The sequence below is a fragment of the Terriglobia bacterium genome (genome assembly GCA_020073185.1).
Taxonomy (GTDB): Bacteria; Acidobacteriota; Terriglobia; order Terriglobales; family Acidobacteriaceae; genus JAIQGF01.
The window spans coordinates 37934-62341 of record JAIQFT010000006.1; the positions used below are offsets into that span (position 1 = coordinate 37934).

Genomic DNA, 24408 nt, shown 5'->3' on the forward strand with positions numbered 1-24408 from the left:
ATTCGACCCGCGTCGGTCGCAGCTATCCGAGCCGTTTGCTAGACTCCAGCCGTGGCTGTTCGCACCATCTTTTCCATGGCCGAGGATTGCGCCCGGGGCGAGCGCCTGGGATGGCAGGAGTTCGTCCGCGACTACGCTCCCCTGGCGCGCACGCTGCTGAACCATTACTTCCCCATGCTGGCGCCGGAGATCGAGACGCACGTCACGGCGGTGTTTCAGCGCGCCCGTGCCAATGACAATGCCTGGTTCGGCCAGCTCAAGTTCCAGAATGAGCGCGAATTCATGATGACCTTCCGCGAGCTGGTCTTCGCTTACGGACGCGAGGTGGCACGCGTGCCGGCGCCGGAGCTCTCGCTGGAGCAGGTGCGCTCGATCATGAAGGACCTGCCGGTAGTGGAGCGCGAGGTGCTGTGGTTGTTCATCAAGGGCTACGACGCGGGGCGCATCGGCGCCATGATCATGAACAGCGAAGCCACAGCGCAAGCTGCCAAGGTGATCGCGCACGAGCGGCTGCAGCAGGCGCTGCCCTCCGCCACCGCCGACGCCTACAACATCTCGGCGCGCGTGCTGATCGCGGAAGCGGAGAAAACCGGCGGCGACGCCTGCCTGCCGCTGAAGACCTTCAACAACCTGGTGAACGGGCAGTTGTCGTGGCGCGAACGCGAGTTGGCCGAGCAGCATATCCGCGACTGCTTCCGCTGCCTTGACCGCTACACGTCGTTTCTGGAGATGATTCGCCTACGTAAGGACGCGCCGCCGCTGGGCGAGGCCGGTATCACACCCATCCTGTCGCAGTTGAACCTGCCGGAGGCAAAGGCTGGTGGAATATTTTCAAAGCTGTTTGCGAGCGGGAAGAGTAAGAATTAAGAAGTCAGCTGATTTCATAATTCTTACTTCAGAGCAAATGCCGCGCTCACCCTCGCCGTTACCGTGATTTTCTGCGCCGAGAATACTTCTGTCGGGGCCGCGACCTGTTGTGCTTGCCCGGCCATCGCGCGTGCTTGCATGGCTACACCCATGGAGCGGATGATCGGCTCGAACGTGTCCACGGAGGCGTAACTCAACTCGCCGAGCGCGCGGTCGCCAGCCTTGGCCGCCGCTGCGGCCTCCGCACGCGCGCGCTGGAAGGCGTCTTCCACGGCGCGCAGCTTGGCGGCGTCAATGTCTTGGAGCGTGTAGCCGAGGTTGACGTTTTCATTGAATTCCTCCGCCCCGAGCTGCTGCACGATCGGCCCCACCTTGGCGAAATCCTTCAGCTTCAGGCTGACGCTGTTGCTGACGCGGAAGCCGATGACGCGGCGCTTGGGGTCTTTCCAGTCGTATACCGGCTGCAGCGAGAAGAATCCGATCTCCGCCGACTTGGGGTCCACTCCATTGCTTCTCAAGATCTGGCGGACCTGCTCGCTTTCCTGTGCGGCGCGATCATAGGCGGCGCGCGCCGAGTTTTCCTGGGCGGAGATGTTGAACTGAATGAGCGCGGTGTCGGGCGCCGATTCGAACTTGCCCTCGGCGCTTACGTAAACCGTGTTGGGCTGCGCCGTCACGGAGGGCATGTTCTGAGCGGCGGCGCACGCCAAGAGCGTGAGCGCCAGAAGAACTGACGAAGCCGGTTTCATGGTGACTCGTCCTCGATCTCCGATCATAGAACGCGGAAGCTCAGGAAGCTTGCAGTATCTCGGTGTGAGCGGAGCAACTCGGGCTGGCAGCCGGTAGCAAGTAGCTGGTAGCGCTGTCTGCTACCGACTACCAACTAACTACCGCAGGGCAGGGTCCTGCTTGCCGCGTGTGACCCCGGGGCAGCGGCCGGACCTCAGGGGAAATATTAGCGAGGGACCTGCAGCTGGCGGTCGAGCCGCAACTCGAGCTGCTGGCCCTTGTTGAGCCTCAGGTCGCGATCGGTGAGCAGGCCCGCGGTTCCACCGAGCGCACCACCGGCAGCGGCGCCGATGATCGCGCCATGCGGTCCGGCAGCCACCGCTCCGGCTGCCGCGCCGACGGCAGCGCCGGCCACAGTGCCTTCAATCACGCGCTTTTTGCTGGTACCCTTCTTTTCGACTTCGCCTTCCTCGCCGTTAGCCTTCGCCCCATGCTCGCCGGGAACATCGCTGACGGTTGCCGCCAGCGGACGCCAACCGTGACGTGTTTCGATCTCGTCGAAGCTGAGCAGCATGCTGCCGTGCAGGCCGCGGTTGATGGAGCTGACGTGCCCGTGAATCTTCTTCCCGTAGGGAATCGTGGAGCCGTCGGGGGCGGTGAGATCCTCGCCCAGCTTGGCGGTGAACCTCTTTCCCGGCTTCAGCTTTGTCGTGTCGAGTGTGTCATCCAGCCTGACGACGAAGCGCGTCCCTTCGGGAATCGCGTTGTTCGCGTAAGTTGAATTTGGGTACGGGTTGTTGCCGTACCCGGAATTCTGATCCTGGCTGGTGTACTGTGCCCAGAGCGGCAAACCCGCGAGCACCAGAGCCAAGACAGCGGTCCACAGGGCCGTCCTTTTCATAAGAACCTCTTTTATTCGTGATTCGCACCCTCTTGCACGTTCGATTTACATAAACCCAAAATCCGGCGTGGGGATGCGGCCCGGGAGCGAAAAAAGTAGCGTCAAGAATGAGGCATTTGGAAGCTTTGCGGTTGCATCCGGCGTCCAATACCGGCAAGGAGAAGGAGAACGCGCGGCCCCGCGCCGCGTGCGCGTTAAGTCCCGCCCCTACGCTTTCGTAGCCACCTTCTGCGAGTAGGTGATGCGGTCGATGGTGCGACCAATTTCCTTGCGCAGGTCGTCCCAAATGGTATCGGGAATGGTGAGGAAGGCTTTCACCACCTCGGGATCGAACTGCCGTCCCGACCAGCGCACGATTTCCTCTTTCGCGGCGGTAAAGGTCTGCGCGGCGCGATACGGCCGGTCGGACATGATGGCATCCAGCGTGTCGGCGACGGAGAACAGGCGGGCGCCGAGCGGAATCTCGTTCCCCTTCAGCCCGCGCGGATAGCCGGTGCCGTCCCATTTTTCCTGGTGGGCATAAACGATTTCGGCCGCCTCGGTGAGAAAAGGTATCTTGCGCAGCATCTGGTAGCCCCAATAGCAGTGCTCCTGCATGAGCGCGATCTCTTCCTGGGTGAGGGCGCCGGGCTTGCGCAGGATGGCATCCGGGATCTTCATCTTGCCAATGTCATGCAGGAAAGCGCCGCGCGCGATGACCCGGATCTTATCTTGGGGCAACCCTATGGACCGCGCCATGGCCATGGTGAAGGCGGTCACGCGCTTGGAGTGGCCTTCGGTTTCGGCGTCCTTGAGGTCGAGCGCGTCGCCCAGCGCTTCCAGCGTGATGTCGTAGGAACGCTCCAGGTCTTGCATGGTGTGGCGCAACTGCTCGGTGCGCGCCGTGACCAGCGCTTCCAGGTTGGTCTGATAGGCGCGGTTCTCCAGCTTGAGGCGCCGGTTCTCCAGGGCGCGGCGCACGATGGCCTGCAGTTGTTCGCGCTCGAACGGCTTCAGCAGGTAATCGTAGGCGCCGTTGCGGATGGCGGCCAGGGCGACGGAAATATCGTGCACTGCGGTAACCATCACCACCGGCATGTCGGGATATTTTTCCTTGGTGCGCTCCAGCAAGGCGATGCCGTCCATCTCCGCCATCATGAGATCGGAAAGCATGAGGTCGAATTGCTCGCCCGACTCCAGAATGGCGAGGGCCTCAGCCCCGGAGTTGGCCTGCTGACAGCGGTAGCCCGCCATCGTCAGCATGGAGTGCACAATTTCCCGGATCGCTTCTTCGTCGTCAACGATCAAGATTCGTTCGGCCGGCATGATTGTCCCGTGAGGAGCAGGTTCGGCGCATTGTACCCCACGATGATGCCCGCCGTGCCTTGAAAGACACCACCAGTCGAGACAAATAGGGCAACGTCCCACCCCGATTCCGTGCTATACACACGCTCCTAGGCCCACATTAGCAAGGCGACGCGCCTGCTTCCGTCCATGAATCTGGCAGAACTCAGCGCTCTGTGGGACCGGGGCGGCCCCGCTCTCGAGTTGCTGGCCAATTGCTCCGGGGTCCTGATCCTGCTGGCGGCGAGCTTTCTCGTCTTCCGCACCTTCCGCGAACGCTATCTGCTGCCCTGGATCCTGGGCTGGTTCTGCTACCTGGTGTACCGTCTGGCGACGGCCAGTTTCCTGCTGTTCACGCCTCCCCATTGGCTGATCGCGGTTTCGCAATGTGCGTTTGTTTGCGCCGTCGCGCTGTTCGTGGCTTCCATCTTTTACTACATCGACAGGATGGATTTTCTGCTCCCGCTGGCGGCCACCGCCACCATCGCGGTGGCCATGGCTGTCGCGCGCGCCATCTGGTGGCCCAATTCGGCGGTCCTGCTGGGGATGGTTCGCGGTCTCTACACGGTGATGGCGGCGGCCGGCGGCGTCGCACTGGTGGTGTACAGCCGCGGCCGTCGCCAAATCGGGCAGTGGGTCATCATGGCCATGCTGCTCTTGCTGCACCTCGATCAGGACGTCGCCAGCCCCCACTTCCTCTCCGGGATTGACCTGGGGATCGAGTTGCTCCTCGGCCTCAGCATGCTGGTGGTGGTGCTGGACGACTCCAAGCAGCGAACCGACCGCCTCACCGCGCTGAACCTGCTTTCCCGCGCGCTGGCTAGGGCCCAGGAACAAGGCTCGATGGTGCTGACCGCCCTGGAGCAACTGAAGAATTTGACCGGAGCGCGCGCGGCATGGTTTCGAGTGCTGGAAGGCGATCGCATGGTACTGACGCGCCACATCGGCCTCTCGGAAAAGTTCATCCGCGAGCGGCCGACCCTGGATGTCCGCACCACCGACGGCGCGCGCCTCGTGCAGCAGGGAGTGCCCACCATCCTGCGCCTTGCCGCTCTGGAGCCGGACAACCAGCGCGTACTGCGAGAGGAAGGTTTCAGCCACGTCCTGTTCATCCCGGTAAGGGGCAAGACCTCCGTCATCGGCATGATTGCCCTGGGCCAGGCTCCCAGCCGTTCCTACACGCGCGACGAGCTTGACTTCCTCACCTCCACCGGACACCAGGTCGGGCTGGCGCTGGAAAACCTGCGCCTGATGGAAGAAATCATGCGGTCGCATCGGCAATGGATCAGCACCTTCGATTCCATCGAAGACATGGTGCTGGTGCACGACGCCGACTTTCGCATTCTCAAGCTCAATCGCGCCGTCCTGCAGCGTTTAGGTGACAGGGTCGGCGACGTCGTGTATCAGCGCTGCGACCAGGTGCTGCCGGGGGCGCACGCGCGATGGCGCCAGTGCCCGTATTGCGAGTACAGTCGGACCAATTTCGATGAGGGGCCCGACCCCTGCTTCGGCGGGCTCTCGATGGTTTCCACCTCGTCGTACACTGAAGGTGACGCGCTCCAGGGCACCATCCACGTTGTCCGCGATACCACTGAGCGGCGCGCAGCCGAGGACCGTTATCGCCTGCTCTTTGAGCAGGTGCAGGAAGGCGTGTTCGTCTCCACGCCGGAGGGGCGGGTGATTGATTGCAATGATGCCTTCGTCCGCATGTTCGGATACAACCGGCGCGAGGAGGTGCTGGCACTCGACGTCGCCCGCGACCTGTATTTCTCCACGGCGCAGCGGCAGGCGTTTTGCGAAATCATGAATGAGCGCGGTTTCGTTCGCAATTACGAGGTGGACCTGCGGCGCCGCGACGGATCAGTGCTGAACGCGCTGGAACACAGCTTCGCCACCCGCGACGCTTCCGGAAAGGTCGACCGTTACCAGGGATTTCTGCTCGACATTACCGAAAAGCGGCGCGCCGAAGATAAGATCCGCCGGCACAACCGCGAACTGGGCGTGCTCAACGCCATCGCCGTGATTACCTCACAGTCGTTTGACTTGGATGAAATCCTGAATACCTCGCTGCGCCACGTCATGGAGTTGTTCACCGCCGATGTCGGCAGCGTGTACCTGATGGGCAAAGGCAACGTCCTCCATCGTCGCGCTTCGAACGGCCATCGCAGCCGCCTTGCCGCGACCCAGTTCGAGCTGACGCCCGAATTCACCCAACAGTTGCGCGAATCGCGCCGCGAGGTGCTTACCCACGAAGACCTGGAACTGCTGCCCGACAATGTCGGCGAGTACGTTCGCAGCGAAGGGTTGCGCCGCTGGATCTGGGCGGTGATGTGGACCAACGACGCCGCAGTGGGCGTGCTCGGCATCGCCAGCCGCGACGAGACGCACTGCTTTAGCGAGACCGATCAGCACCTCATAGTGGCCGTCGCGCGCCAGTTGGCCATGACCATCGAAAAGGTGCGACTCTACGAGGAGACCTGCCGCGCCTACGACAACCTGCGCCGCACCCAGGAGCAATTGCTGCAGAGCGAGAAGATGTCGGCGATCGGGCAGTTGATCTCCGGCGTCGCCCACGAGATCAATAACCCGCTAACGGCGATCCTCGGTTACGCGCAACTGCTGGAGAACGAAGCGCTGGAGGCACGCGCCCGTGATTTCGTCGCCAAGCTGTTCAAGCAGGCGCAGCGCACCCAGCGCCTGGTCCAGAATCTTCTTTCCTTCGCCCGCCAGCGCAAGCCGGAGAAAAAGGAAGTTGACATCCGCAAGGTTCTCGACGACACGTTGGCGCTGCGCGATTACGACCTCACCCGGCACGACATCCGCGTCGTGTGCGACATGGAGGACAACTTGCCGGCCGTCGTCGCTGACGCTCACCAGATGGAGCAGGTCTTCCTCAACATCATCAACAACGCCGTCGATGCCATGCTGGAGCGCGAGCGCGGCGGTACGCTCTCCGTCCGCGCCGGCCGCCAGAACGGGCACGTCTGCCTTGAGTTCCGCGACTCCGGCCCCGGCATTCGCGAGCCCAAAAAGGTATTTGACCCGTTCTACACCACTAAGCCGGTGGGCAAGGGAACCGGGCTGGGGCTGAGCATCTGCTACGGCATCGTGAAGGAGCACGGCGGCGACATCGTGGCTCTGAACCACCCCGACGGCGGAGCATTGTTCCGCGTCTTGTTGCCGGCTACTCAAATGGTACCGGCGCAGGCGCCGCAGGAGGTCGCGCCTCGTCTGCCCCCGTTGAGCGGCCGTATTCTGCTGGTCGACGAGGAAGCGGTGCTCGAGTTCGAACGTGAAGCCCTGGCCGGCGCCGGCGCTGAGGTGGTCGCCGTTTCCGACGGCGATCAGGCCATCCAGCATCTGCAAGCGGAGAAGTTCGACGCCATGCTTTTCGGCGCCAGCATGCCTGGCCGCTGGACCGGAATTGACCTCTATCGCTGGGTGGCTGCGAATCTTCCCGGGGCGGAGAAGAACGTCATTTTGGCGACTTCCGAGATCCGCGATGGTCAGACGCGCGCTTTCCTCCAGCAGGCGCGCATTCCATGCATCGTCAAGCCATTCCAGGTGGCTGACCTGATTGCGATTACTCGTCCGCTGCTGACCCAGTCCTCGGGAGCCAACTGAGTCCTGTTTCTCCTGGTCTTCGACAAGCAGAAACTAACCGGTTTCGCATTCAAAATGTGTCTCCCGATGCCAACTTCTGGCACCCGCGGTTCTACCCTCCGTCGTGATCCATGGTCGTCCCGCCATTGTGGGGAGAGCAGTCCTCTCTTATCCGCAGCTTCGATTGGCACAGAAGTGTAACGATTTGTAACCTCGCCCAACCCGCAATGGCTGGGTTTCCTCCCTTGGCACCCGGATAGGCTCGCTTTGCCGGTGTCCGCGGGCAGCAGTTTTTTCACGGCGCCCTTTTCAAGCAGTTCCCGAGTGGCTGGAATGGCGTGGTAAGTGCAGTCATTTCCCGCGTTATTGACGCGCAAACAGCAGATTTGAAGCGACATCCCAAGTACTTAGCAAATGGGAGGCGACATGGCGAGCATCAGTCAGCAAGCAAAAATTTCCGGGTACGCCACATTCTTACCCGCAGTTGCCGCCGAACGCGCGGAAAAATTCCGGGCGATCTTCGAAGAAAACCGCCATCGCATTTACGCCCTCGCATTTTGGATGACCGACAACGAAGTGGCGGCCGAAGAACTCATGCATCTCACCTTCTGCCGCGGCTTTGCCCATAGCGCCGAAGCTTCGGCGGAAGCCCTTGACCAGGCGCTTATCACCGAGTTGCGCGAGCAAATGCCGATCGGCGTCCTGACGCTCCAGGAGGGCATCTGTGCCGACGCGCTCAGCGTGCGCCAGAATACCCTGCGGGTGCACCTGGAGCGCGCCCTGGTGCAATTGCCGCCCACCGAGCGCGTGATTTTCCTGCTCCACGATGTGGAAGCCTACGACCACTCTCGCGTTGCCCGCACTCTGGGCATCAGCGTGGACGAATCGCGGATGGGAGTGCATCAGGCGCGGCTCCGCCTGCGCAACCTGCTGGCGAGAATGGTCCGGTAGTGGCAGCTCCGAGCGCGGCTTTTCCCTTTCCTCTCTCCCGAACTCGCCCCTCGAATGAGGGGCTTGTTCATTGGACGGTTGAGTGTTTTGCGATTGATCGATTTGGCGGCGCCGGCAATCTCTAAGACGCAAATCACGATATCGCCAAATCCCTCGACGAGCTTCCGGCAGTACAATATCCGTAGTCCCAATGCTCCCCGTGCTCAATTCCGCCCACCACCCGGCCCGCTGGTGGGAGACCATGCCCGACGGCCGCCTGCATTGCTATCTCTGCCCGCGGCATTGCCACATCGGCGAAGGACAGACCGGCTTCTGCTTCATTCGCAAGAACGAAGGCGGACACCTGGTACAACTCGGCTACGGACGCCCCGCCGCGCTGCAAATGGACCCGGTCGAAAAGAAGCCGCTCAACCACTTTTTCCCGGGCACGAAAATCCTGTCGATGGGCACCGCCGGCTGCAATATGGGCTGCTTCTTCTGCCAGAACTGGGACATCTCCAAGGCCAAATCCGACCAGGTTAAATCCGCCAGCCTGACGCCCGAACAGGTGGTGGACCTCACGCTGCAGCACGGCGCGCCCTCCATCGCCTTCACCTACAACGAGCCCACCATCTGGAGCGAGTACGTCATTGACATCGCCAAGGTCGCGCACCAAGAGGGCCTGAACACGGTGATGGTTTCCAACGGCTACATCACGCGCGAGGCCTTCTTCGACGTCTACCAGCACATTGACGCCGCCAACATCGACCTCAAGGCGTTCACCGAAAATTTCTATTCCAAGATCACGCTGACCCACCTTCAGCCGGTGCTCGATACGCTCAAATGGCTGCGGCACGAGACCGAAGTCTGGTTCGAGATTACCAACCTGATCATTCCCACGCTCAACGACGGCGACAGCGAATTCCGCCAGCTCTGCGACTGGGTGCTGCAGAACCTGGGCGACGATGTCCCGGTGCACTTCACCGCCTTCCACCCCGATTTCAAGCTCCAGGACAAGCCCCCGACGCCGCCGGAAACGCTGCATCGCGCCCGCGCCATTGCCTTTGAAATGGGGCTGAAGTTTGTTTACGAAGGGAATATCTGGTCCGACGGCGGCAATACCATCTGCCCCGGGTGCAAGCGCGCCATCATTCGCCGCTCCTGGCACTCGATCCTAAGCAACGATGTGCGCGACGGCAAGTGCAGGCACTGCGGCACGCACATTCCCGGCGTGTTCACCAGGGCTGAAGCCGAGCGCCGGCGCATGAGTTCGGTGGCTGGTAGCTCGTAGCTCGTAGCAGGCTTCTCTTCGTTGCGCCAGCTGCCACCTCCCTCTGCATCGCTCAAACTAAGTTCTGCAATCTAGATTTCTCGTTTTGATTTCCTCTGCGCACCCCTGCGTCCTTTGGGGCTACGATTTGTCTTTCGCCGCCTCCATCTCCTCCCGCTTCTTCTTCACCCAGCCTTCCTTGTTGACCTGTCGCGCCCGCGCGATCGCCAGCGCATCCTCCGGCACATCCTCGGTGACGCACGCCGCCGCGCCGACGTAGGCATTGCGACCGATCCTGACCGGCGCCACCAGCGTGCTGTCGCTGCCGATGAAGGCGCCATCCTCGATGATGGTGACGTTTTTCTTAACCCCATCGTAGTTGCAGGTGATGGTGCCCGCGCCCACGTTCACGTTTTCCCCGATTACCGCGTCGCCGAGATAGGTGAGGTGATTGGCCTTCGCGCCCCGGCCCAGTTTGGCCTTCTTGGTCTCCACGAAGTTTCCGACATGCGCTCCCGGCCCGATATCGCTGCCCGGGCGCAGGTGCGAGTACGGCCCCAGGACCGCACCCTCGGACACGCGCGCGCCGCTGATGATGCACCCATTGCGCACCGTCACTCCATCGCCGATTTCCGACGACGTAATCACCGAATACGAGCGTACGCGGCAGTCCCCCCCGATCCGCGTCTTCCCCAGCAGTTGCACGAAGGGCTCAATCACCGTGTCGGCGCCGACCTCGACCTCGGCGTCAATCACGCACGTCTCCGGCCGGAAAATGGTCACCCCCGCCGCCATCAGTTCGACGCATTTGCGTGCCCGTACTTCGCTGTCCAGCACTGCCAACTCGGCGCGATTGTTCGCCCCGGCGACCTCGTGCGTCTCGCCGGCCTTGAGGGCCAGTACCTTGGCGCCGGATTTCCCCAGGATTCCGGCGATGTCGGTCAGGTAGTACTCGCCATGCGGATTGTCGGTGCGCAGCTCATCGAGATGTTCGAATAAGGGCCCGGTTGCAAACGCATAGATGCCCGAATTGCCCTCGCGGATTTTTTCCTGCTGCGCCTTGAGCTTTTTCTGCTCGACGATAGCCTCCACTTCGTCGCTGGCGCGTCCGCTTCTTTTCTTGCGGACGATACGGCCGTAGCCGGTGGGATCGGGAAAATCCGCGGTCAGGATGGTCATCGCCGCATGGTTCTTCAGGTGAGAGTCTCGGATGCCGCGAACCGTCTCTGGCCGGAGCAGGGGAACATCGCCGGAAAGCACCAGCACGTCGTCGTACCCGGTCAGCGACGCCCGCGCCGACATGATCGCGTGTCCCGTGCCCAGTTGCTCTGTCTGCAAAACAAACTGCACGCCAGTGCCTCCCATCGCTTCGCGGACGCGTTCCGCCTCGTGCCCGATGATGACGAAGATGTCTTTCGCCGGCAGCACCGCCTTAGCTGCGTCCACCACGAATTGCAGCAGCGGTTTGCCGCCAATCTCGTGCAGCACTTTGGGGTGCTTTGACTTCAGCCGCGTGCCCTTGCCGGCGGCCATGATGGCAATTGCGAAGCGCGGCGCAGACTGCGCCTTCTGGGATGATGGCTTGCGCGAACTCATGGCGCTCATCTTACCGCGAGAGGATTGGAATTCAGAGCAGGGAATTGACGGTGGCTCGCGGGCGATGTTGGTTTTCCTTGCGCCTTTCGCCTTAAACCCGGCGCCTGCTACGCCTTTAGTGTGGGACTTCCCGCTCCGGTGGGGAGCCGTTGCCGCGACGCCAGTTGCAGCAGATCTTGGGCGACGGCGCCGTAGGCGTGGCGGGCCACTCCGTCTTCCTCGAACAGGTAATCGCCGAAGATGGGCTCGACCCCGAGCTGGCGTAACTGGTCGGCATCAACCACAATCTGCGTCGCCGCCTCCAGCGCGTACTTGGCTTTCATCGAATTCGATGCCGGCGTGCGGTTCAGCAACGCGTAATCCAGGATGGCGCAACCGGCATGATTGTAGATGGCGCGCACGTGGTCGGCCGCCGTGAGTCCCAGGCTCTCGTTTGCCTGCGTCATCAGGTTGCAGACAAACACCTTGATCGCTGGCGAATTCGCCATGGCCTCCGGGATGCCGTGCACCAGCACGTTGGGAATCAGGCTGGTGAACAGCGACCCCGGCCCGATGCTGATCAGATCCGCCTGCGCCAGCGCCGCCAGCGTTTGCGGCATGGGTTTGACGTCGCCGGGCACCATCTCGAGCCGCACGATCCGCTTCTGGCTGTTCGTGATGCTGGTTTCGCCGCGCACCCGCGAGCCGTCGTTCATCACCGCTTCCAGTTCGACATTCGAGGTGGTGGCGGGAAAGATATGTCCGCGTGTGGTCAGAATCTCAGACGACAGCTTCACCGCCTCGGCGAAGTCGCCGGTCACCCCCGCCAGCGCCGCCAGGAACAGGTTGCCGAAGCTGTGTCCGTCCAGCGCCGATTCGCCGCGGAAGCGGTACTGAAACAACTGCGACAGCAGCGCCTGGTCTTCCGAGAGCGCGACGATGCAGTTGCGAATGTCCCCCGGCGGCAGGATGTTGAATTCCTTGCGCAGCCGTCCGCTGGATCCGCCGTCGTCGGTCACCGTCACCACCGCCGAAAGTTCGGTGATCGCCGCGCCCGGACCTTCTTCGCCCGGGTGCGCTACGTACTCGCGCAAGCCCTTCAGCAGAGTGGACAGGCCCGTGCCGCCGCCGATTGCCACAACCTTCAGCGCGCGTTGCTCACGCGCCGGTTTTGCCATGCTCTTCGTGGCCGGGGTTTTCATTGCATCCTAGCGCCAGCCGTCCCCTTTGGGGGACTCGTCCACCTCAGGATAGATCAATTCCGTGAAACGGGGATCATCGGCGAGATTCTGAAAGTCGGAATCATTCCGCGCTTGGAACCGGTTACCCGGATTGAGAATGATCGCCTCCGCCAGCCCTTTCAGCGAATTTTCATAGTGCCCGGTCAGGCAATCCAGCACCGCCAGTCCATAGACGGCGTAATCCGCCTTCGAATTCTGCTTCAGGATCTTTTCCAGGTGCTCGCGCGCGCCCACGTAGTCGCCGATATTCATCAGCGAGACAGCATAGTCATAATGTTCCTCCGGCGTTTTGAAGGTGGTTGAGGCGTGCGCCATCCGCTGGTTGCAACTGCTCAGGTGAACGGCGGCGCGATCAGCCAACTCCCGCGGTCCGGCGGCCACCACCTTTTGCAGCAGCGCCTTTGCCTTCTCGAACTTGTGCTCCTGCATGGCCTTCAGGCCAGCCTGGTAGTTTTCCACTGCTTGTGCATAACGCGGATCCGCCACTGGCGACGGCCTAGCCTGAACTGGCAAGGTGGCTTTGGGAACGCGCCCACCCTTGCCGATTTTCACCTTTTTTTTCTTGAGGTTAGCCGAAGAATGCTTAATCTTCGCCACGGGTTTTTTCTTCATCGAGTTGCACCTGCGCAACTGCCGGCGCGGACCATCTTGCAACAGCCTGTGGAAAAGGCTGTGCCGACGAGCGAACGTTTATATACGAGAAAAGCCAGTGCGCGTCAACTCGCCCCATTTCCGGGCTGCTCGCCGGGGCACCCGAAGAAAGACGCTGGCGGCGCGGCCGGGGTTGCCGCACCTGGCCATCGAACACTGGCTGACGATCGCTACTGCATGTTCACCGCTGCTTCCAGGTCTATCTTCTCCCAGTCGCCGCGTATGATCCCTTCGCGAATCTGGGCGGGCGTCTTCTTCTGCTTGGTCATCTGGTAGGAGTAGAAGGCTTCCTTCATGCAGGCATCGCAGTGGGCGGCGTGGGTAGACTCGAAACAACTGTGCAGGCTGGTGTGCCCGACCGAGCGGTCGCAATGGCAGTAGCACGGTTGCTGGTAGAGGACGCCGGGTATCTTTTCCGCCACCTCATAGGCGCGCGCTTGCACCGGATACTGGAAGCTCGGTCCCCAACGCTCGGGAGCAGGCAGGATCGGCGGCAACTTCGCACCCTTGGGCGGTGGGGCCGTGTGATGCGCCGGCACATCGCCCTGCGCAAACATTGCCATCGCCACCAGCGTCACCAACAACAGGGACCAGACTCGTTTCATCGCACCATCCTCGGTCGAAATTCTACTTTAGATGCACGCAACAGCGCACCGGCTCCAAACTTAACCTCCGATCCCAACATTCGGTCCGTCCCGATCAAGCCTAGAGCTGCTCGCTAAGAGCCATTGCTGTTTTCGTGCAACTTTTTCCCTGCGGCTGCATTCTGTATTAACCTACGACCGAGCATGGAACCCGTGGCTCAACCTCCCGCTCGTAACCGCCGGACCCCCGGAGCGCCGTCGCTGCTGGCTTGGGGGCGCGACCTCGTCGTCTCTCTGGTCATCGCGGCCTTCATCATCGTGTTCCTCTACCAGCCGGTGAAAGTTGAAGGCACCAGCATGCTCCCCGGCCTCGATGATCAGGAGCGCATCTTCATCAATAAGTTCGTGTACAACTTCGAGCCCATCGAGCGCGGCGATGTCGTCGTCTTCCGCTATCCCCGCGACCCTTCCAAGAGCTACATCAAGCGCGTCATTGCCGTGCCCGGTGACCGCGTCCGCATTGACGACGGCGCCGTCTACGTCAATGGCCACCACCTGCGCGAGCCCTACGTTCCGGTCGATTTCGCCGATGACCGCTCTGTCGCCGATACCGTCGTTCCCCGCGGCGCTTACTTCCTGCTCGGTGACCACCGCAGCTCTTCCAGCGACAGCCGCGATTTCGGCCCCGTCAGCCAACGCTACATATACGGCAAAGCCGTCTTCGGTTACTGGCCCGTGGACCGCATGGGCATCGTGAAGTAGCCAACCAAGAAGCATTTCTCGGTGAACCTCGCTGCCCTCTGTGTCTTGGCGGTGAAATAAGCCGTGTTTTTCACAACCCCCGCTCTCCTGCAAACCTGCTAGAATCCTCAAAATCCACTCCCCGGAGAGCTGATGCAAGCCATTCTCGCCCTGGAAGACGGCCGAGTCTTCCGCGGCAAAGGTTTTGGCGCCCAAGGCGAATGTTACGGGGAAGTTGTTTTCAATACCTCCATCACCGGCTACCAGGAGATTTTCACCGACCCTTCCTACGCCGGCCAGATCGTCGTTCTCACCAATCCCGAGATCGGCAACTACGGCACCAACGACGACGACAACGAAGCCACCCGCCCCTACATCGAGGGCCTGATCGTCCGCGAGTTTTCCCGCATTAGCTCCAACTGGCGCTCGCAACAGGTTGCCGATGAATACCTGGAGCGCTACCGCATCCCGGTGCTCGCCGACATCGACACGCGCGCGCTGGTGCGCCATCTGCGCGATCACGGCGTCATGCGCGGCGTCATCTCGACCATCGAAACCGATACCGACAAGCTGGTCGCCAAAGCCCGCTCCATCCCCAAAATGGACGGCACCGATCTGGCGAAGGTGGTCACCACCAAGCAGCGCTACGTGTGGGACACCGGCGAACGGTCGATTGAACCTACTGAAGTTGTCGGCGTGAAAGACGCCGAGCCCGAGCGCCACGTGGTCGCCTACGATTTCGGCATCAAGCACAACATCCTGCGCAAGCTGGTCAGCGGCTGCTGCCGCGTCACGGTCGTGCCCGCGGAAACCAACGCCGAAGACGTGCTCGCACTCAAGCCCGACGGTGTCTTCCTCTCCAATGGTCCCGGCGACCCCGAACCCTGCACCTACGCCCAGGAAAACATCCGCCGCCTGATGGGTCGTGTCCCGATATTCGGCATCTGTTTGGGCCACCAGTTGGTCGGGTTAGCGCTGGGCGGCAAGACCTACAAGCTCAAGTTCGGCCACCACGGCGGCAACCACCCGGTGAAGCAGTTGCACACCGGCAAAGTCGAGATCACCGCGCACAACCACAACTTCGCCGTCGATCCCGACTCGCTGCCCATGAGCGAAGTCGAGCTGACGCACATGGACCTGAACGACAACACGCTGGAGGGCCTGCGCCACCGTAACCTGCCGCTGTTCTCGGTGCAGTACCACCCCGAGGCCTCACCCGGCCCGCACGATTCGCATTACCTGTTCATCGATTTCGTGGCCATGATGGAGGAGTGGAAGGGGAGGAACATCGGATGATCTTGATCGGGTTACGGCTTCAGCCGCTGATTTGGCTTTGAAGGGGCGCGGCTTCAGCCGCGCCGTTGAGGGCCATGACAAAACCGGCTTTAGCCGCTGAGGGAAATGGGTTGAGACCCACACGAGAGCACGCGACCCACAACCAGCAGACGTACATGGTCACCTCCGAGACGTGGGGTCGTCGATCTCTGTTTTGTGCTGAGCCTTGGGCAAAGCTGTTCATCGACACGCTTTATCACTACCGCGACTCTGGCTACAAACTTCATGCATTTGTATTAATGCCCGAACATTTTCACGCCCTGATTACACCGACCGGTTCCCTGGAGCGCGCCATCCAGTACATCAAGGGCGGATTTTCACATCGCGCAAAGATTGAGCTAGGCTCCAATATGGAGGTATGGCAAAAGGGATTTTCCGATCATCGCATCCGTGACGCTGCAGATTGGGAAGTGCATGTGAATTACATTCACTTCAATCCGGTGCGAGCTGGGTTGTGCTCACAGCCGGAACAGTATGGCTACTCGTCGGCGCATGCCAGCTTTGAGCTGGACGATGTCCCTCAACGGCTAAAGCCAGAAACTCGGACTGCGGCCTGTGGCGCGGCAGAAGCCGCGCCCCTTCAAAGATCGAAAGAATCAAAGTTGCGATCGGGTGAAGGCGCGCCGCTTCAAAACGAAGAAAAGTTGCAAGACGAAGAAGAAGATTTGGTCCGAAAACTCTGATGCCACGCCGCACCGACATCTCGAAGATCAGCAGCACCCTTAGCGTGTGTCATCCCGAGAGAGCGCGCGCGGACAGATTCGCGCGCGAGCGAGGGACCTGCTTTTAATGCGGCGTGAATGGCATTTCGCGGTGTACATGATGGCCAGCAAGTCGCGCCGGTTATATACGGGAATGACGAACGACCTTCACAACCGCGTATTTCAACATAAGAACGACCTGCTGGACGGCTTCACCAAGCAATACAAAATCCATCGTTTGGTGTACTTCGAGCTTTACTCTCAAGTGATCAATGCGATCAATCGCCAGAAAGAAATTAAGGGCTGGCGTCGCGAGAAGAAGATTGCGCTGATCGAATCACTCAATCCAACTTGGGAGGACTTGGCTGAACACTGGTACGACTCTCACATCTACGCCCCGGAACAGCAGGTCCCTCGTCGCTGCGCTCCTCGGGATGACACACCACAAAATTTGCCGACAACAGCGAAAGCACTGGTGAAGCGAACGAACTGATGCCACGCCGCACCGACATCTCGAAGATCCTCATCATCGGCTCCGGCCCGATCGTCATCGGCCAGTCCGCCGAATTCGATTACTCCGGCACGCAGGCCTGCAAGGCGCTCAAGTCGGAAGGCTACGAGGTCGTGCTCGCCAACTCCAACCCGGCCACCATCATGACCGACCCCGAGATCGCCGACCGCACTTACATCGAGCCGCTCACCCGCCCGTACCTGGAAGAAATCATCCGCCTTGAATCCGAAATGTCTGGCGGGCACGGCTTCGCCCTGCTGCCCACCGTCGGCGGCCAGACCGCGCTCAACCTCGCCGTCGAACTCGCCGACGCGCAGGTGCTCGAAAAATACAACGTCCAGCTTATCGGCGCGCAACTGGAGGCCATCAAGAAGGCCGAGGACCGCCTGATGTTCAAGGACGCCATGACGCGCATCGGCCTCGACGTCCCAAAATCCGCCCTGGTCAACAACCTTCGCGACGGCCTCGAATTCAGCGGCAAAATCGGCTTCCCCGTGATTCTTCGTCCGAGCTTTACCCTCGGCGGCACCGGCGGCGGTATCGCCTACAACCGCGAAGAGCTGGTCGAACTGCTGGCGCGCGGCCTCGATCTCTCGCCCGTCCACGAAGTGCTGATCGAGGAGTCCGTCCTCGGCTGGAAGGAATTCGAGCTCGAGGTCATGCGCGACCTGCGCGACAACGTCATCATCATCTGCTCGATCGAAAATTTCGATCCCATGGGCGTGCACACCGGCGATTCCATCACCGTGGCGCCCGCGCAGACTTTGACCGACCGCGAGTACCAGCGCATGCGCGACGCCGCCATCCGCGTCATCCGTGAGATCGGCGTCGAGACCGGCGGCTCCAACATCCAGTTTGCGGTACATCCGACCACTGGGCGCATGGTCGTCATCGAGATGAACCCGCGTGTTTCGCGCTCCTCCGCGCTGGCCAGCAAGGCCACAGGTTTTCCGATTGCCAAGATTGCGGCCAAGCTTGCCGTCGGTTACACCCTCGACGAGATCCCCAACGACATCACGCGCAAGACGCCCGCCTGCTTTGAGCCGACGCTCGATTACGTGGTCGTCAAGATTCCCAAGTGGCAGTTCGAAAAATTTCCCGGCGCCGATGAGAGCCTCGGGCCGCAGATGAAGTCGGTCGGCGAAGTGATGGCCATCGGCCGCACCTTCAAGGAGGCGCTGCTCAAGGCCGTCCGTTCGCTCGAAACCGGCAAGAAGCCCGGCACGGAAGACATCGAGCCGAAGATTCTCATCCAGCGCCTGGTCACGCCCCATCCCGAGCGCCTCTCCTACCTGCGCTACGCGTTGCGCCAGGGGCACACCGTCAAAGAGCTGGCGAAGATGACCTCCATTGATCCGTGGTTCATCTTCCAACTCAAGGAAATCATCGACACGCAGCTTGAGGTCGAAAAGCATCCCATCGAAGCCGTTCCGACCGAGGTAATCCGCCAAGCCAAGCGCGCCGGCATCTCCGACAACCGGCTGGCCCGCGCGTGGCGCGTGTCCAACGGCCGCGGTGCGGCGGAGAAGATTCGCCACTTGCGCAAATCGCGCGGCGTCATCCCCGTGTACAAGCACGTGGACACGTGCGCCGCCGAGTTCGAGAGTTACACACCGTATCTCTACTCGACCTATGAGGACGAGGACGAAGCCGCGCCGACCGGCAAGAAGAAGGTCATCATCCTAGGCGCCGGTCCCAACCGCATCGGGCAGGGAATTGAGTTCGATTACTGCTGTTGCCACGCCGCATTCGCGCTGCGCGACGATGGTTACGAAACCATTATGGTGAACTGCAACCCGGAGACGGTATCCACCGACTACGACACCAGCGACCGCCTCTACTTCGAACCGCTCACGCTCGAGGACGTGATGGCCGTGTACGAGCACGAAGCGCGGAAGCCGGGGTCCCCGGCGCGCGCCGCGCGCGACGGGGTGGAGGGCGGCGCGCCCATCGGAGTGATCGTGCAGTTCGGCGGCCAGACGCCGCTCAACCTTGCGCTGCCGCTGAAGGCCGCGGGCGTGCCCATCATCGGCACCTCGCCCGAATCCATTGACCTCGCCGAAGACCGCAAACGCTTCGGCAAACTGCTCGACGAGTTGCAAATCCCGCAGCCGCCGGGCGCGATGGCAACCTCCATCGCGGAAGCCGTGGCCGGCGCCAACCAAGTCGGCTATCCGGTGCTGGTTCGCCCTTCCTACGTGCTCGGCGGGCGCGCCATGGTCATTGCCTACGACGACGAGTCCGTTATCCACTACATGAAGCAAGCGGTCGAGTACTCGCAGGAGCGCCCGGTGCTCATTGACCACTTCCTCGAAGCCGCCATCGAGGTGGACGTGGATGCGCTCTCCGACGGCGAGGACGTAGTCATCGGCGGCATCATGCAGCACATCGAGGAAGCCGGCATCCACAGCGGCGATTCCTCCTGCGTGCTGCCCTCGGTGGACCTTTCTCCGGAAGTGCTCAGCACGCTGCGCGATTACAGCTTCCGGCTGGCACGCGCGCTCAAGGTCATCGGACTGATGAACGTCCAGTACGCCATCCAGCGCCACAACGGCGACGCGAAAGTCTTTGTGCTGGAGGTCAACCCGCGCGCCTCGCGCACGGTGCCCTATGTTTCCAAAGCCACCGGCGTGCCCCTGGCCAAGATCGCCGCGCGTCTGATGACCGGACGCAAGCTGCGCGAGTTCCTCCCCGACAACATCGAGCGCGCTGCCGACCTCGACACCGGCTCCTGCTACTACGTTAAGTCGCCGGTCTTCCCGTGGTCGAAATTCCCCGGCGTGGACACCGTGCTGGGCCCGGAGATGAAGTCCACCGGCGAAGTGATGGGCACGGCCGACACTTTTGGCGAAGCCTTCGCCAAGGCGCAGATCGCCGCCGGCAACCGCCTGCCCACGCACGGCGCGGTCTTCGTCAGCGTCACCGATCGCGACAAGGCTGCTGTCGTGGACATTGCCAAGCGTTTCGTTGATCTCGGCTTCAAGCTGGTCGCTACCAGCGGCACCGCGCGCGTTCTGGAAACAGCCGGGCTGACCATCGAGCGCGTATACAAGGTGAAGGAAGGACGCCCCAACGTCGTGGACCTGATCAAGGGCGACCGCATCCAGCTCATCATCAACACGCCGCACGGCGCCGAGCCCTGGTTTGACGAAAAATCCATCCGCCGCGCCGCCGTCACCCACAACGTGCAGTCCATTACCACGCTGGCCGCCGCCCGCGCCGCCGCCGACGGCATCGCCGCCCTGCAGCAGGGCCACACCTCCGTCCGCGCCCTCCAGTCGCACCACGCCCAGCGCGCCGGCGTGCGTTGACTCCACCACCGAGACACAGCGGCACAGACAAACAAGAATTAAAGGCGTGTCATCCCGAGCGAGGACGCGCCATACAACCAGCGCGCCCGTTGTTGGCGCGCGGGTTGGCGCGTCCGAGTCGAGGGACCTGCTGTTTGTTGGTTGCTTTGCGGCTGTTGATAAGCATTTCAAAAACCGCCTCCGAATTACCCGTTGTGTTCCTTCGTGCCCTTTGTGGTTAAATCGGATTTCGTTGGGGAACGGGAGGGGTATAGCTTGTGCCATCAAGAATAGAAAACCTGCTTTGTGTCCTCTGTGTTCTCTGTGGCTCCGTCCTGGCGCAACAAAGGCCGGTGCACACTTTCTCCATCGTTGCCCGCGATCCCGCCACCGGACAGATCGGCGTTGCCGTCCAGTCGCACTGGTTCTCGGTTGGTCAGGTAGTGCCTTGGGCGGAAGCAGGCGTTGGCGCGGTCGCAACACAGTCGTTCGTCGATCCGAGCTACGGGCCGCTCGGGCTGAACCTGATGCGGGCGGGGAAGAGCGCGCCGGAAGCACTGCGCGGACTGCTGAACACGGATGCGAGTCGAGACGTGCGGCAGGTTGCGTTTGTAGATGCCGAAGGTCGCGTAGCTACTTGGACCGGAAGGAAAGACATTCAACCCGCAGGGCATGCCACGGCGAACCCCGTGAACAGCGCGGCCGACGCAGATCGTACGATCAGCGACGGGCAATTTAGCATTGGAAAGGGCTTCTCCGCGCAAGCGAACCTAATGTCGAATGACAAGATCTGGGGCGCAATGGCTGAGGCCTATTCGATGACTCAAGGCGATCTCGCCGAGCGCATGCTCGCCGCGCTCGATGCGGCGCAGGCCGTCGGCGGCGACATACGCGGGCGGCAGTCCGCGGCGCTGATCGTGGTGGAAGGCAAGCGGCAGAAGGCGCCGTGGGAAGGACGTGTCTTCGATCTGCGCGTGGACGATGCCGCGGAGCCGCTGAAAGAACTGCGGCGCCTCGTCGCCCTCCAGCGCGCCTATAACCACATGAACGCCGGCGATCTCGCGGTCGAGCACAAGGACAATGAAACCGCATTGAAGGAGTACGCTGCGGCCGAGGATATCGCGGCGCACACCGAAGGCGTTTTCCCCAGCCGCCTGGCGGAGATGATTTTCTGGCACGCGGTCGCACTGGTCAACATGAAGCGCGTAGATGAAGCGCTGCCGCTGTTCAAGAAGTGCTTTGCCATCGAGAAAAGCTGGGCGGAGTTGACCCCGCGCTTGCCCGCCTCCGGGCTGCTGCCGGATGATCCGAAGCTGATTGAAACGATCACGACGCAAGCGAAATGAGTTGCAACTAGAAACTAGAAACTGGAAACTAGAAACATGCTTCTCCACGGAATTGTTCCTCCGATCACGACGCCGTTCTATCCCGACGGCGAGATTTACTACAAGAAGCTCGAAGCCAACGTCGAGCGCTACTGCAAGTCGCCGGTCGCGGGGCTCGTCGTGCAAGGATCTACAGGCGAAGCCATCCTGCTCAGCGACCAGGAGCGGCGGGACGTGCTCAAGGCGGCCATGGCCGCGGCTGCGCCACACAAGCTGATGATTGCCGGAACCGGCATTGAGTCGGCGCGCGAAACCCTGCGCTTGACCGAGTACGCCGCCTCGCTCGGCTACGACGCTGCCATGGTGCGCACGCCCCATTACTACAAGGCGCAGATCAATCGGCCGCAGAACATGCTCGCCTTCTACCGCACCATCGCCGACCGCTCGCCGCTGCCGCTGATCATCTACAACTTCCCGCAGGCCACCGGCTACGACATTCCCGCCGAGGTAGTGATCCAGCTCGCCGAGCATCCCAACATCGTCGCCATCAAGGAATCCAGCGGCTCGATCGAGAAGGTCCAGAAGATGGTCGCCTTCACGCGCCACATCCAGCGCACCGTGGCTGTCACCGAAGTGCAGGAAGCGGTGACCGGACGGATGAAGAAGGCCGCCGAGGCCGCGGCTTGCTCCGGTAGCCTGCCGATTGCGGGACAGTCATCGTCTTCCGCGGTCGTCACAATCGCGGGATTGAAGACGCGCCAGAAGGAAGTCGGGTTCCAGGTGATGGTGGGCGCGGCGCAGAAACTGGAGCCGTCCATGGCCGTGGGCGCCGTGGGCGCGATTCTGGCGTTTGCCTGCGCCGCTCCGACCGCCTGCTTCGAGATCTACGCGGCGTGGAAAGAGATGAACGAGAAGGTCGCGCGCCAGAAGCAGGAGCGCATCGCGGAGGCGGCGGTGAAGGTAGTCAGCGAGATGAGCATCCCGGGTGTGAAGTATGCCATGGACCTGAACGGCTACTTCGGCGGCCCGGTCCGCCTGCCGCTGCTGCCGCTGACCGCGGAAGAGAAAGCCACGGTCGAGAGGCTGATGGCCAATATCCACAACTAGCCGCGCGCCACCAACTGCGGCTGGCGCTGGCAGGATGCCGCTCATGGTGTAAAATAACGAACGTCCGTTCGAGTCCGGAGGGACGGGATGAAAGGCCGCAGGCATAACCGCCGGTCGCGCCCCACCGCCGGGGAGAACGGCGAAACCCGCTTCGACCGCCGGCTGGGCGAAATCCTCGAACACGCCACCGAGGTGTTTTACACCAAGGGCTACGAGGGCGCCTCCATGCGCGACCTCTCGCGCACCAGCGGCATGTCGCTGGCGGGGCTGTATTACTATTTCGAGTCCAAAGAGAAACTCCTCTACCTGATCCAGAAGCATACCTTTTCCACCATCACCGAGCAGCTCCAGCAACGGCTGCGCGGTGTTTCCGATCCCGAAGAGCGCGTGCGCGTGTTCATCCGCAATCACCTGGAATATTTTCTGGCGAACCTGAAAGCGATGAAGCTGCTGTCGCACGAGGACGAGGCGCTTACCGGGCCGCTGGGGGCGGAGATCGCGGCGATGAAACGCGATTACTACCGCCTGATTCGCGGCATGGTGGAGGAGTTGCGGCGGACCACGGCCAAGGAGTTCAACGGGGAAATTTCGTCGCGCGCGGCCGCGCTGAGCCTGTTCGGCATGATGAACTGGATTTATACCTGGCACAACCCGCGCCGCGATCCGTCGGCGACGGAGCTGGCGGACATGATGGCGGATATTTTCCTGCGCGGTCTGCTGGGACAAGCCCACCCGGTCTCGCCAAAAGCGGGCGGCACTAGGGTGGGACAACCATCGTCGAAACCGAGCTCTGTGGGGAGCGCGGCGGGGCAGAAGTCGAGCGGACGCGCAGCCCGTTCGGCATCGTCCACGATCTGAATCGAGAGCTGAAAAAAAGGGGGCCTAGGATGGCAAGCACCACTGAGACAGTTGCAGGCGCCAAACCGCTTGTTCACTACCGCTGTGACGCCGGCGTCGGGATCATCACCCTGGACGATCCGCCGGCGAACACCTACACCTACGAGATGAACCGGCAACTGGACGACGCCATCCTGAAGGCGAGGATGGACACGGACGTTCACGTGATCGTGCTCTCCGGCGCGGGCGACAAGTTTTTCTCCGCCGGCGCGAACATCAAGATGCTGGCCAGCGTGGACCCGACCTTCAAGTACTACTTCTGTCTGCACGCCAACGAGACCCTGCTGCGCCTGGAACACACGCCGAAGCTGGTGATCGCGGCGCTGAACGGACACACCGTGGGCGGTGGGTTGGAGATCGCCATGGCTGCGGACTTGCGCATCGCGCGCCGCGACGCGGGCAAGATCGGGCTGCCCGAGATCAACCTGGGAGTTCTGCCCGGCACCGGCGGGACGCAGCGGCTGTCGCGCTTGGTGGGCAAGTCGAAAGCGATCGAGCTGATCGTGACCGGGAACACGTTTTCCTTCGAAGAGGCGAAAGAGCTCGGGATTGTGAACGACATCTTCGAGCGCGAGAATTTCATGGAGAACGTGCTGGAGTACGCGCGCCAGTTCTGCCCGCCCAACAAGGCGTCGAAGGCGGTGGGGAACATCAAGCGCTCCATCCAGACCGGGTGCGAGATTCCCATGGAGTCGGCGCTGGCGGTGGAGCGCGAGCTGCAGGCGCTGCTGTTCAACAGCCAGGACGCCAAGGAAGGCTTGACGGCGTACGTGGAGAAGCGGCCGGCGGAGTTCAAAGCGAAATAGCTAACTGCGAAGGACACGAAG

19 protein-coding genes and 1 pseudogene are annotated in these 24408 nt (G+C 61.8%); 13 read left to right on the forward strand and 7 right to left on the reverse strand.

The features are described 5' to 3' along the window. The first annotated feature begins 51 nt into the window (after window positions 1-51). Complete coding sequence (locus LAN64_02765) at window positions 52-867, forward strand: hypothetical protein (GenBank protein MBZ5566754.1); 816 nt, start codon at window positions 52-54, stop codon at window positions 865-867. Between the two features lie 23 nt (window positions 868-890). Here the strand turns inward: LAN64_02765 and LAN64_02770 are convergent, their stop codons facing one another. The 3 genes from LAN64_02770 to LAN64_02780 form a co-directional block, all read right to left on the reverse strand. Then, window positions 891-1616 (reverse strand): SIMPL domain-containing protein, encoded by a 726-nt coding sequence (locus tag LAN64_02770; GenBank protein ID MBZ5566755.1) that lies wholly within the window; start codon window positions 1614-1616, stop codon window positions 891-893. 206 nt (window positions 1617-1822) lie between these two features. After that, window positions 1823-2497, reverse strand: a complete 675-nt coding sequence (locus LAN64_02775) for a hypothetical protein (protein MBZ5566756.1) — start codon at window positions 2495-2497, stop codon at window positions 1823-1825. A gap of 207 nt (window positions 2498-2704) precedes the next feature. Then, complete coding sequence (locus LAN64_02780) at window positions 2705-3802, reverse strand: response regulator (GenBank protein ID MBZ5566757.1); 1098 nt, start codon at window positions 3800-3802, stop codon at window positions 2705-2707. A 168-nt stretch (window positions 3803-3970) separates the two neighbouring features. Here LAN64_02780 and LAN64_02785 point away from each other — a divergent pair, with 168 nt between their 5' ends. The 3 genes from LAN64_02785 (at window position 3971) to amrS (ending at window position 9644) form a co-directional block, all read left to right on the forward strand. After that, window positions 3971-7444, forward strand: a complete 3474-nt coding sequence (locus LAN64_02785) for a GAF domain-containing protein (GenBank protein MBZ5566758.1) — start codon at window positions 3971-3973, stop codon at window positions 7442-7444. A 405-nt stretch (window positions 7445-7849) separates the two neighbouring features. Then, complete coding sequence (locus tag LAN64_02790) at window positions 7850-8374, forward strand: hypothetical protein (protein ID MBZ5566759.1); 525 nt, start codon at window positions 7850-7852, stop codon at window positions 8372-8374. 190 nt (window positions 8375-8564) lie between these two features. Continuing rightward, the gene (gene amrS, locus LAN64_02795) at window positions 8565-9644 is read left to right on the forward strand and encodes an AmmeMemoRadiSam system radical SAM enzyme (GenBank protein MBZ5566760.1); all 1080 of its coding nucleotides are present in this window, start codon (window positions 8565-8567) and stop codon (window positions 9642-9644) included. A 120-nt stretch (window positions 9645-9764) separates the two neighbouring features. Here amrS and glmU read toward each other — a convergent pair whose 3' ends face one another. The 4 genes from glmU to LAN64_02815 all read right to left on the reverse strand — a co-directional run bounded on the left by glmU (window position 9765) and on the right by LAN64_02815 (window position 13695). Further along, on the reverse strand, window positions 9765-11219 hold the full coding sequence (gene glmU / locus LAN64_02800) for a bifunctional UDP-N-acetylglucosamine diphosphorylase/glucosamine-1-phosphate N-acetyltransferase GlmU (protein ID MBZ5566761.1): 1455 nt from the start codon (window positions 11217-11219) through the stop codon (window positions 9765-9767). Between the two features lie 107 nt (window positions 11220-11326). Further along, complete coding sequence (gene yvcK / locus LAN64_02805) at window positions 11327-12376, reverse strand: uridine diphosphate-N-acetylglucosamine-binding protein YvcK (GenBank protein ID MBZ5566762.1); 1050 nt, start codon at window positions 12374-12376, stop codon at window positions 11327-11329. Between the two features lie 30 nt (window positions 12377-12406). Next, on the reverse strand, window positions 12407-13051 hold the full coding sequence (locus LAN64_02810) for a hypothetical protein (GenBank protein ID MBZ5566763.1): 645 nt from the start codon (window positions 13049-13051) through the stop codon (window positions 12407-12409). 209 nt (window positions 13052-13260) lie between these two features. Continuing rightward, complete coding sequence (locus LAN64_02815; protein ID MBZ5566764.1) at window positions 13261-13695, reverse strand: PCYCGC domain-containing protein; 435 nt, start codon at window positions 13693-13695, stop codon at window positions 13261-13263. A 183-nt stretch (window positions 13696-13878) separates the two neighbouring features. Between LAN64_02815 and lepB the strand changes: the two genes are divergently transcribed. From lepB to LAN64_02860, 9 genes and pseudogenes are all read left to right on the forward strand, one after another. After that, window positions 13879-14436 carry a signal peptidase I gene (lepB, locus tag LAN64_02820; GenBank protein MBZ5566765.1) on the forward strand — a complete coding sequence of 186 codons (558 nt, stop codon included), beginning with the start codon at window positions 13879-13881 and terminating at the stop codon, window positions 14434-14436. 132 nt (window positions 14437-14568) lie between these two features. Further along, entirely contained in the window at window positions 14569-15711 is a 1143-nt protein-coding gene (gene carA, locus LAN64_02825; GenBank protein ID MBZ5566766.1) for a glutamine-hydrolyzing carbamoyl-phosphate synthase small subunit, read from the forward strand. A 155-nt stretch (window positions 15712-15866) separates the two neighbouring features. Then, window positions 15867-16250, forward strand: a pseudogene (locus tag LAN64_02830) (transposase). Window positions 16251-16539: 289 nt separating this feature from the next. Beyond that, a complete protein-coding gene (locus LAN64_02835) occupies window positions 16540-16944 on the forward strand; it encodes a GIY-YIG nuclease family protein (GenBank protein ID MBZ5566767.1) in 405 nt (134 codons plus the stop codon). Continuing rightward, on the forward strand, window positions 16944-20273 hold the full coding sequence (gene carB / locus LAN64_02840) for a carbamoyl-phosphate synthase large subunit (protein ID MBZ5566768.1): 3330 nt from the start codon (window positions 16944-16946) through the stop codon (window positions 20271-20273). The genes LAN64_02835 and carB overlap by 1 nt, the downstream gene beginning before the upstream one ends. Before the next feature lie 269 nt (window positions 20274-20542). Next, window positions 20543-21598 carry a DUF1028 domain-containing protein gene (locus LAN64_02845; protein MBZ5566769.1) on the forward strand — a complete coding sequence of 352 codons (1056 nt, stop codon included), beginning with the start codon at window positions 20543-20545 and terminating at the stop codon, window positions 21596-21598. A 36-nt stretch (window positions 21599-21634) separates the two neighbouring features. Beyond that, on the forward strand, window positions 21635-22684 hold the full coding sequence (locus tag LAN64_02850) for a dihydrodipicolinate synthase family protein (protein MBZ5566770.1): 1050 nt from the start codon (window positions 21635-21637) through the stop codon (window positions 22682-22684). A gap of 87 nt (window positions 22685-22771) precedes the next feature. Further along, window positions 22772-23542 (forward strand): TetR/AcrR family transcriptional regulator, encoded by a 771-nt coding sequence (locus tag LAN64_02855; protein ID MBZ5566771.1) that lies wholly within the window; start codon window positions 22772-22774, stop codon window positions 23540-23542. Between the two features lie 29 nt (window positions 23543-23571). Continuing rightward, the gene (locus LAN64_02860; protein MBZ5566772.1) at window positions 23572-24387 is read left to right on the forward strand and encodes an enoyl-CoA hydratase/isomerase family protein; all 816 of its coding nucleotides are present in this window, start codon (window positions 23572-23574) and stop codon (window positions 24385-24387) included. The last annotated feature ends 21 nt before the right edge of the window (window positions 24388-24408 follow it).

What these genes read in the sequence shown, in the direction of transcription:
- LAN64_02780 (MBZ5566757.1), bottom strand. Translation starts at nt 3,802, where the DNA reads ATGCCGGCCGAACGAATCTTGATCGTTGACGACGAAGAAGCGATCCGG.
- LAN64_02775 (MBZ5566756.1), bottom strand. Translation starts at nt 2,497, where the DNA reads ATGAAAAGGACGGCCCTGTGGACCGCTGTCTTGGCTCTGGTGCTCGCG.
- lepB (MBZ5566765.1), top strand. Translation starts at nt 13,879, where the DNA reads ATGGAACCCGTGGCTCAACCTCCCGCTCGTAACCGCCGGACCCCCGGA.
- glmU (MBZ5566761.1), bottom strand. Translation starts at nt 11,219, where the DNA reads ATGAGTTCGCGCAAGCCATCATCCCAGAAGGCGCAGTCTGCGCCGCGC.
- LAN64_02855 (MBZ5566771.1), top strand. Translation starts at nt 22,772, where the DNA reads ATGAAAGGCCGCAGGCATAACCGCCGGTCGCGCCCCACCGCCGGGGAG.
- LAN64_02835 (MBZ5566767.1), top strand. Translation starts at nt 16,540, where the DNA reads ATGCGGCGTGAATGGCATTTCGCGGTGTACATGATGGCCAGCAAGTCG.
- carB (MBZ5566768.1), top strand. Translation starts at nt 16,944, where the DNA reads ATGCCACGCCGCACCGACATCTCGAAGATCCTCATCATCGGCTCCGGC.
- LAN64_02790 (MBZ5566759.1), top strand. Translation starts at nt 7,850, where the DNA reads ATGGCGAGCATCAGTCAGCAAGCAAAAATTTCCGGGTACGCCACATTC.
- carA (MBZ5566766.1), top strand. Translation starts at nt 14,569, where the DNA reads ATGCAAGCCATTCTCGCCCTGGAAGACGGCCGAGTCTTCCGCGGCAAA.
- LAN64_02850 (MBZ5566770.1), top strand. Translation starts at nt 21,635, where the DNA reads ATGCTTCTCCACGGAATTGTTCCTCCGATCACGACGCCGTTCTATCCC.
- LAN64_02785 (MBZ5566758.1), top strand. Translation starts at nt 3,971, where the DNA reads ATGAATCTGGCAGAACTCAGCGCTCTGTGGGACCGGGGCGGCCCCGCT.
- yvcK (MBZ5566762.1), bottom strand. Translation starts at nt 12,376, where the DNA reads ATGGCAAAACCGGCGCGTGAGCAACGCGCGCTGAAGGTTGTGGCAATC.
- LAN64_02815 (MBZ5566764.1), bottom strand. Translation starts at nt 13,695, where the DNA reads ATGAAACGAGTCTGGTCCCTGTTGTTGGTGACGCTGGTGGCGATGGCA.
- LAN64_02860 (MBZ5566772.1), top strand. Translation starts at nt 23,572, where the DNA reads ATGGCAAGCACCACTGAGACAGTTGCAGGCGCCAAACCGCTTGTTCAC.
- LAN64_02810 (MBZ5566763.1), bottom strand. Translation starts at nt 13,051, where the DNA reads ATGAAGAAAAAACCCGTGGCGAAGATTAAGCATTCTTCGGCTAACCTC.
- LAN64_02770 (MBZ5566755.1), bottom strand. Translation starts at nt 1,616, where the DNA reads ATGAAACCGGCTTCGTCAGTTCTTCTGGCGCTCACGCTCTTGGCGTGC.
- amrS (MBZ5566760.1), top strand. Translation starts at nt 8,565, where the DNA reads ATGCTCCCCGTGCTCAATTCCGCCCACCACCCGGCCCGCTGGTGGGAG.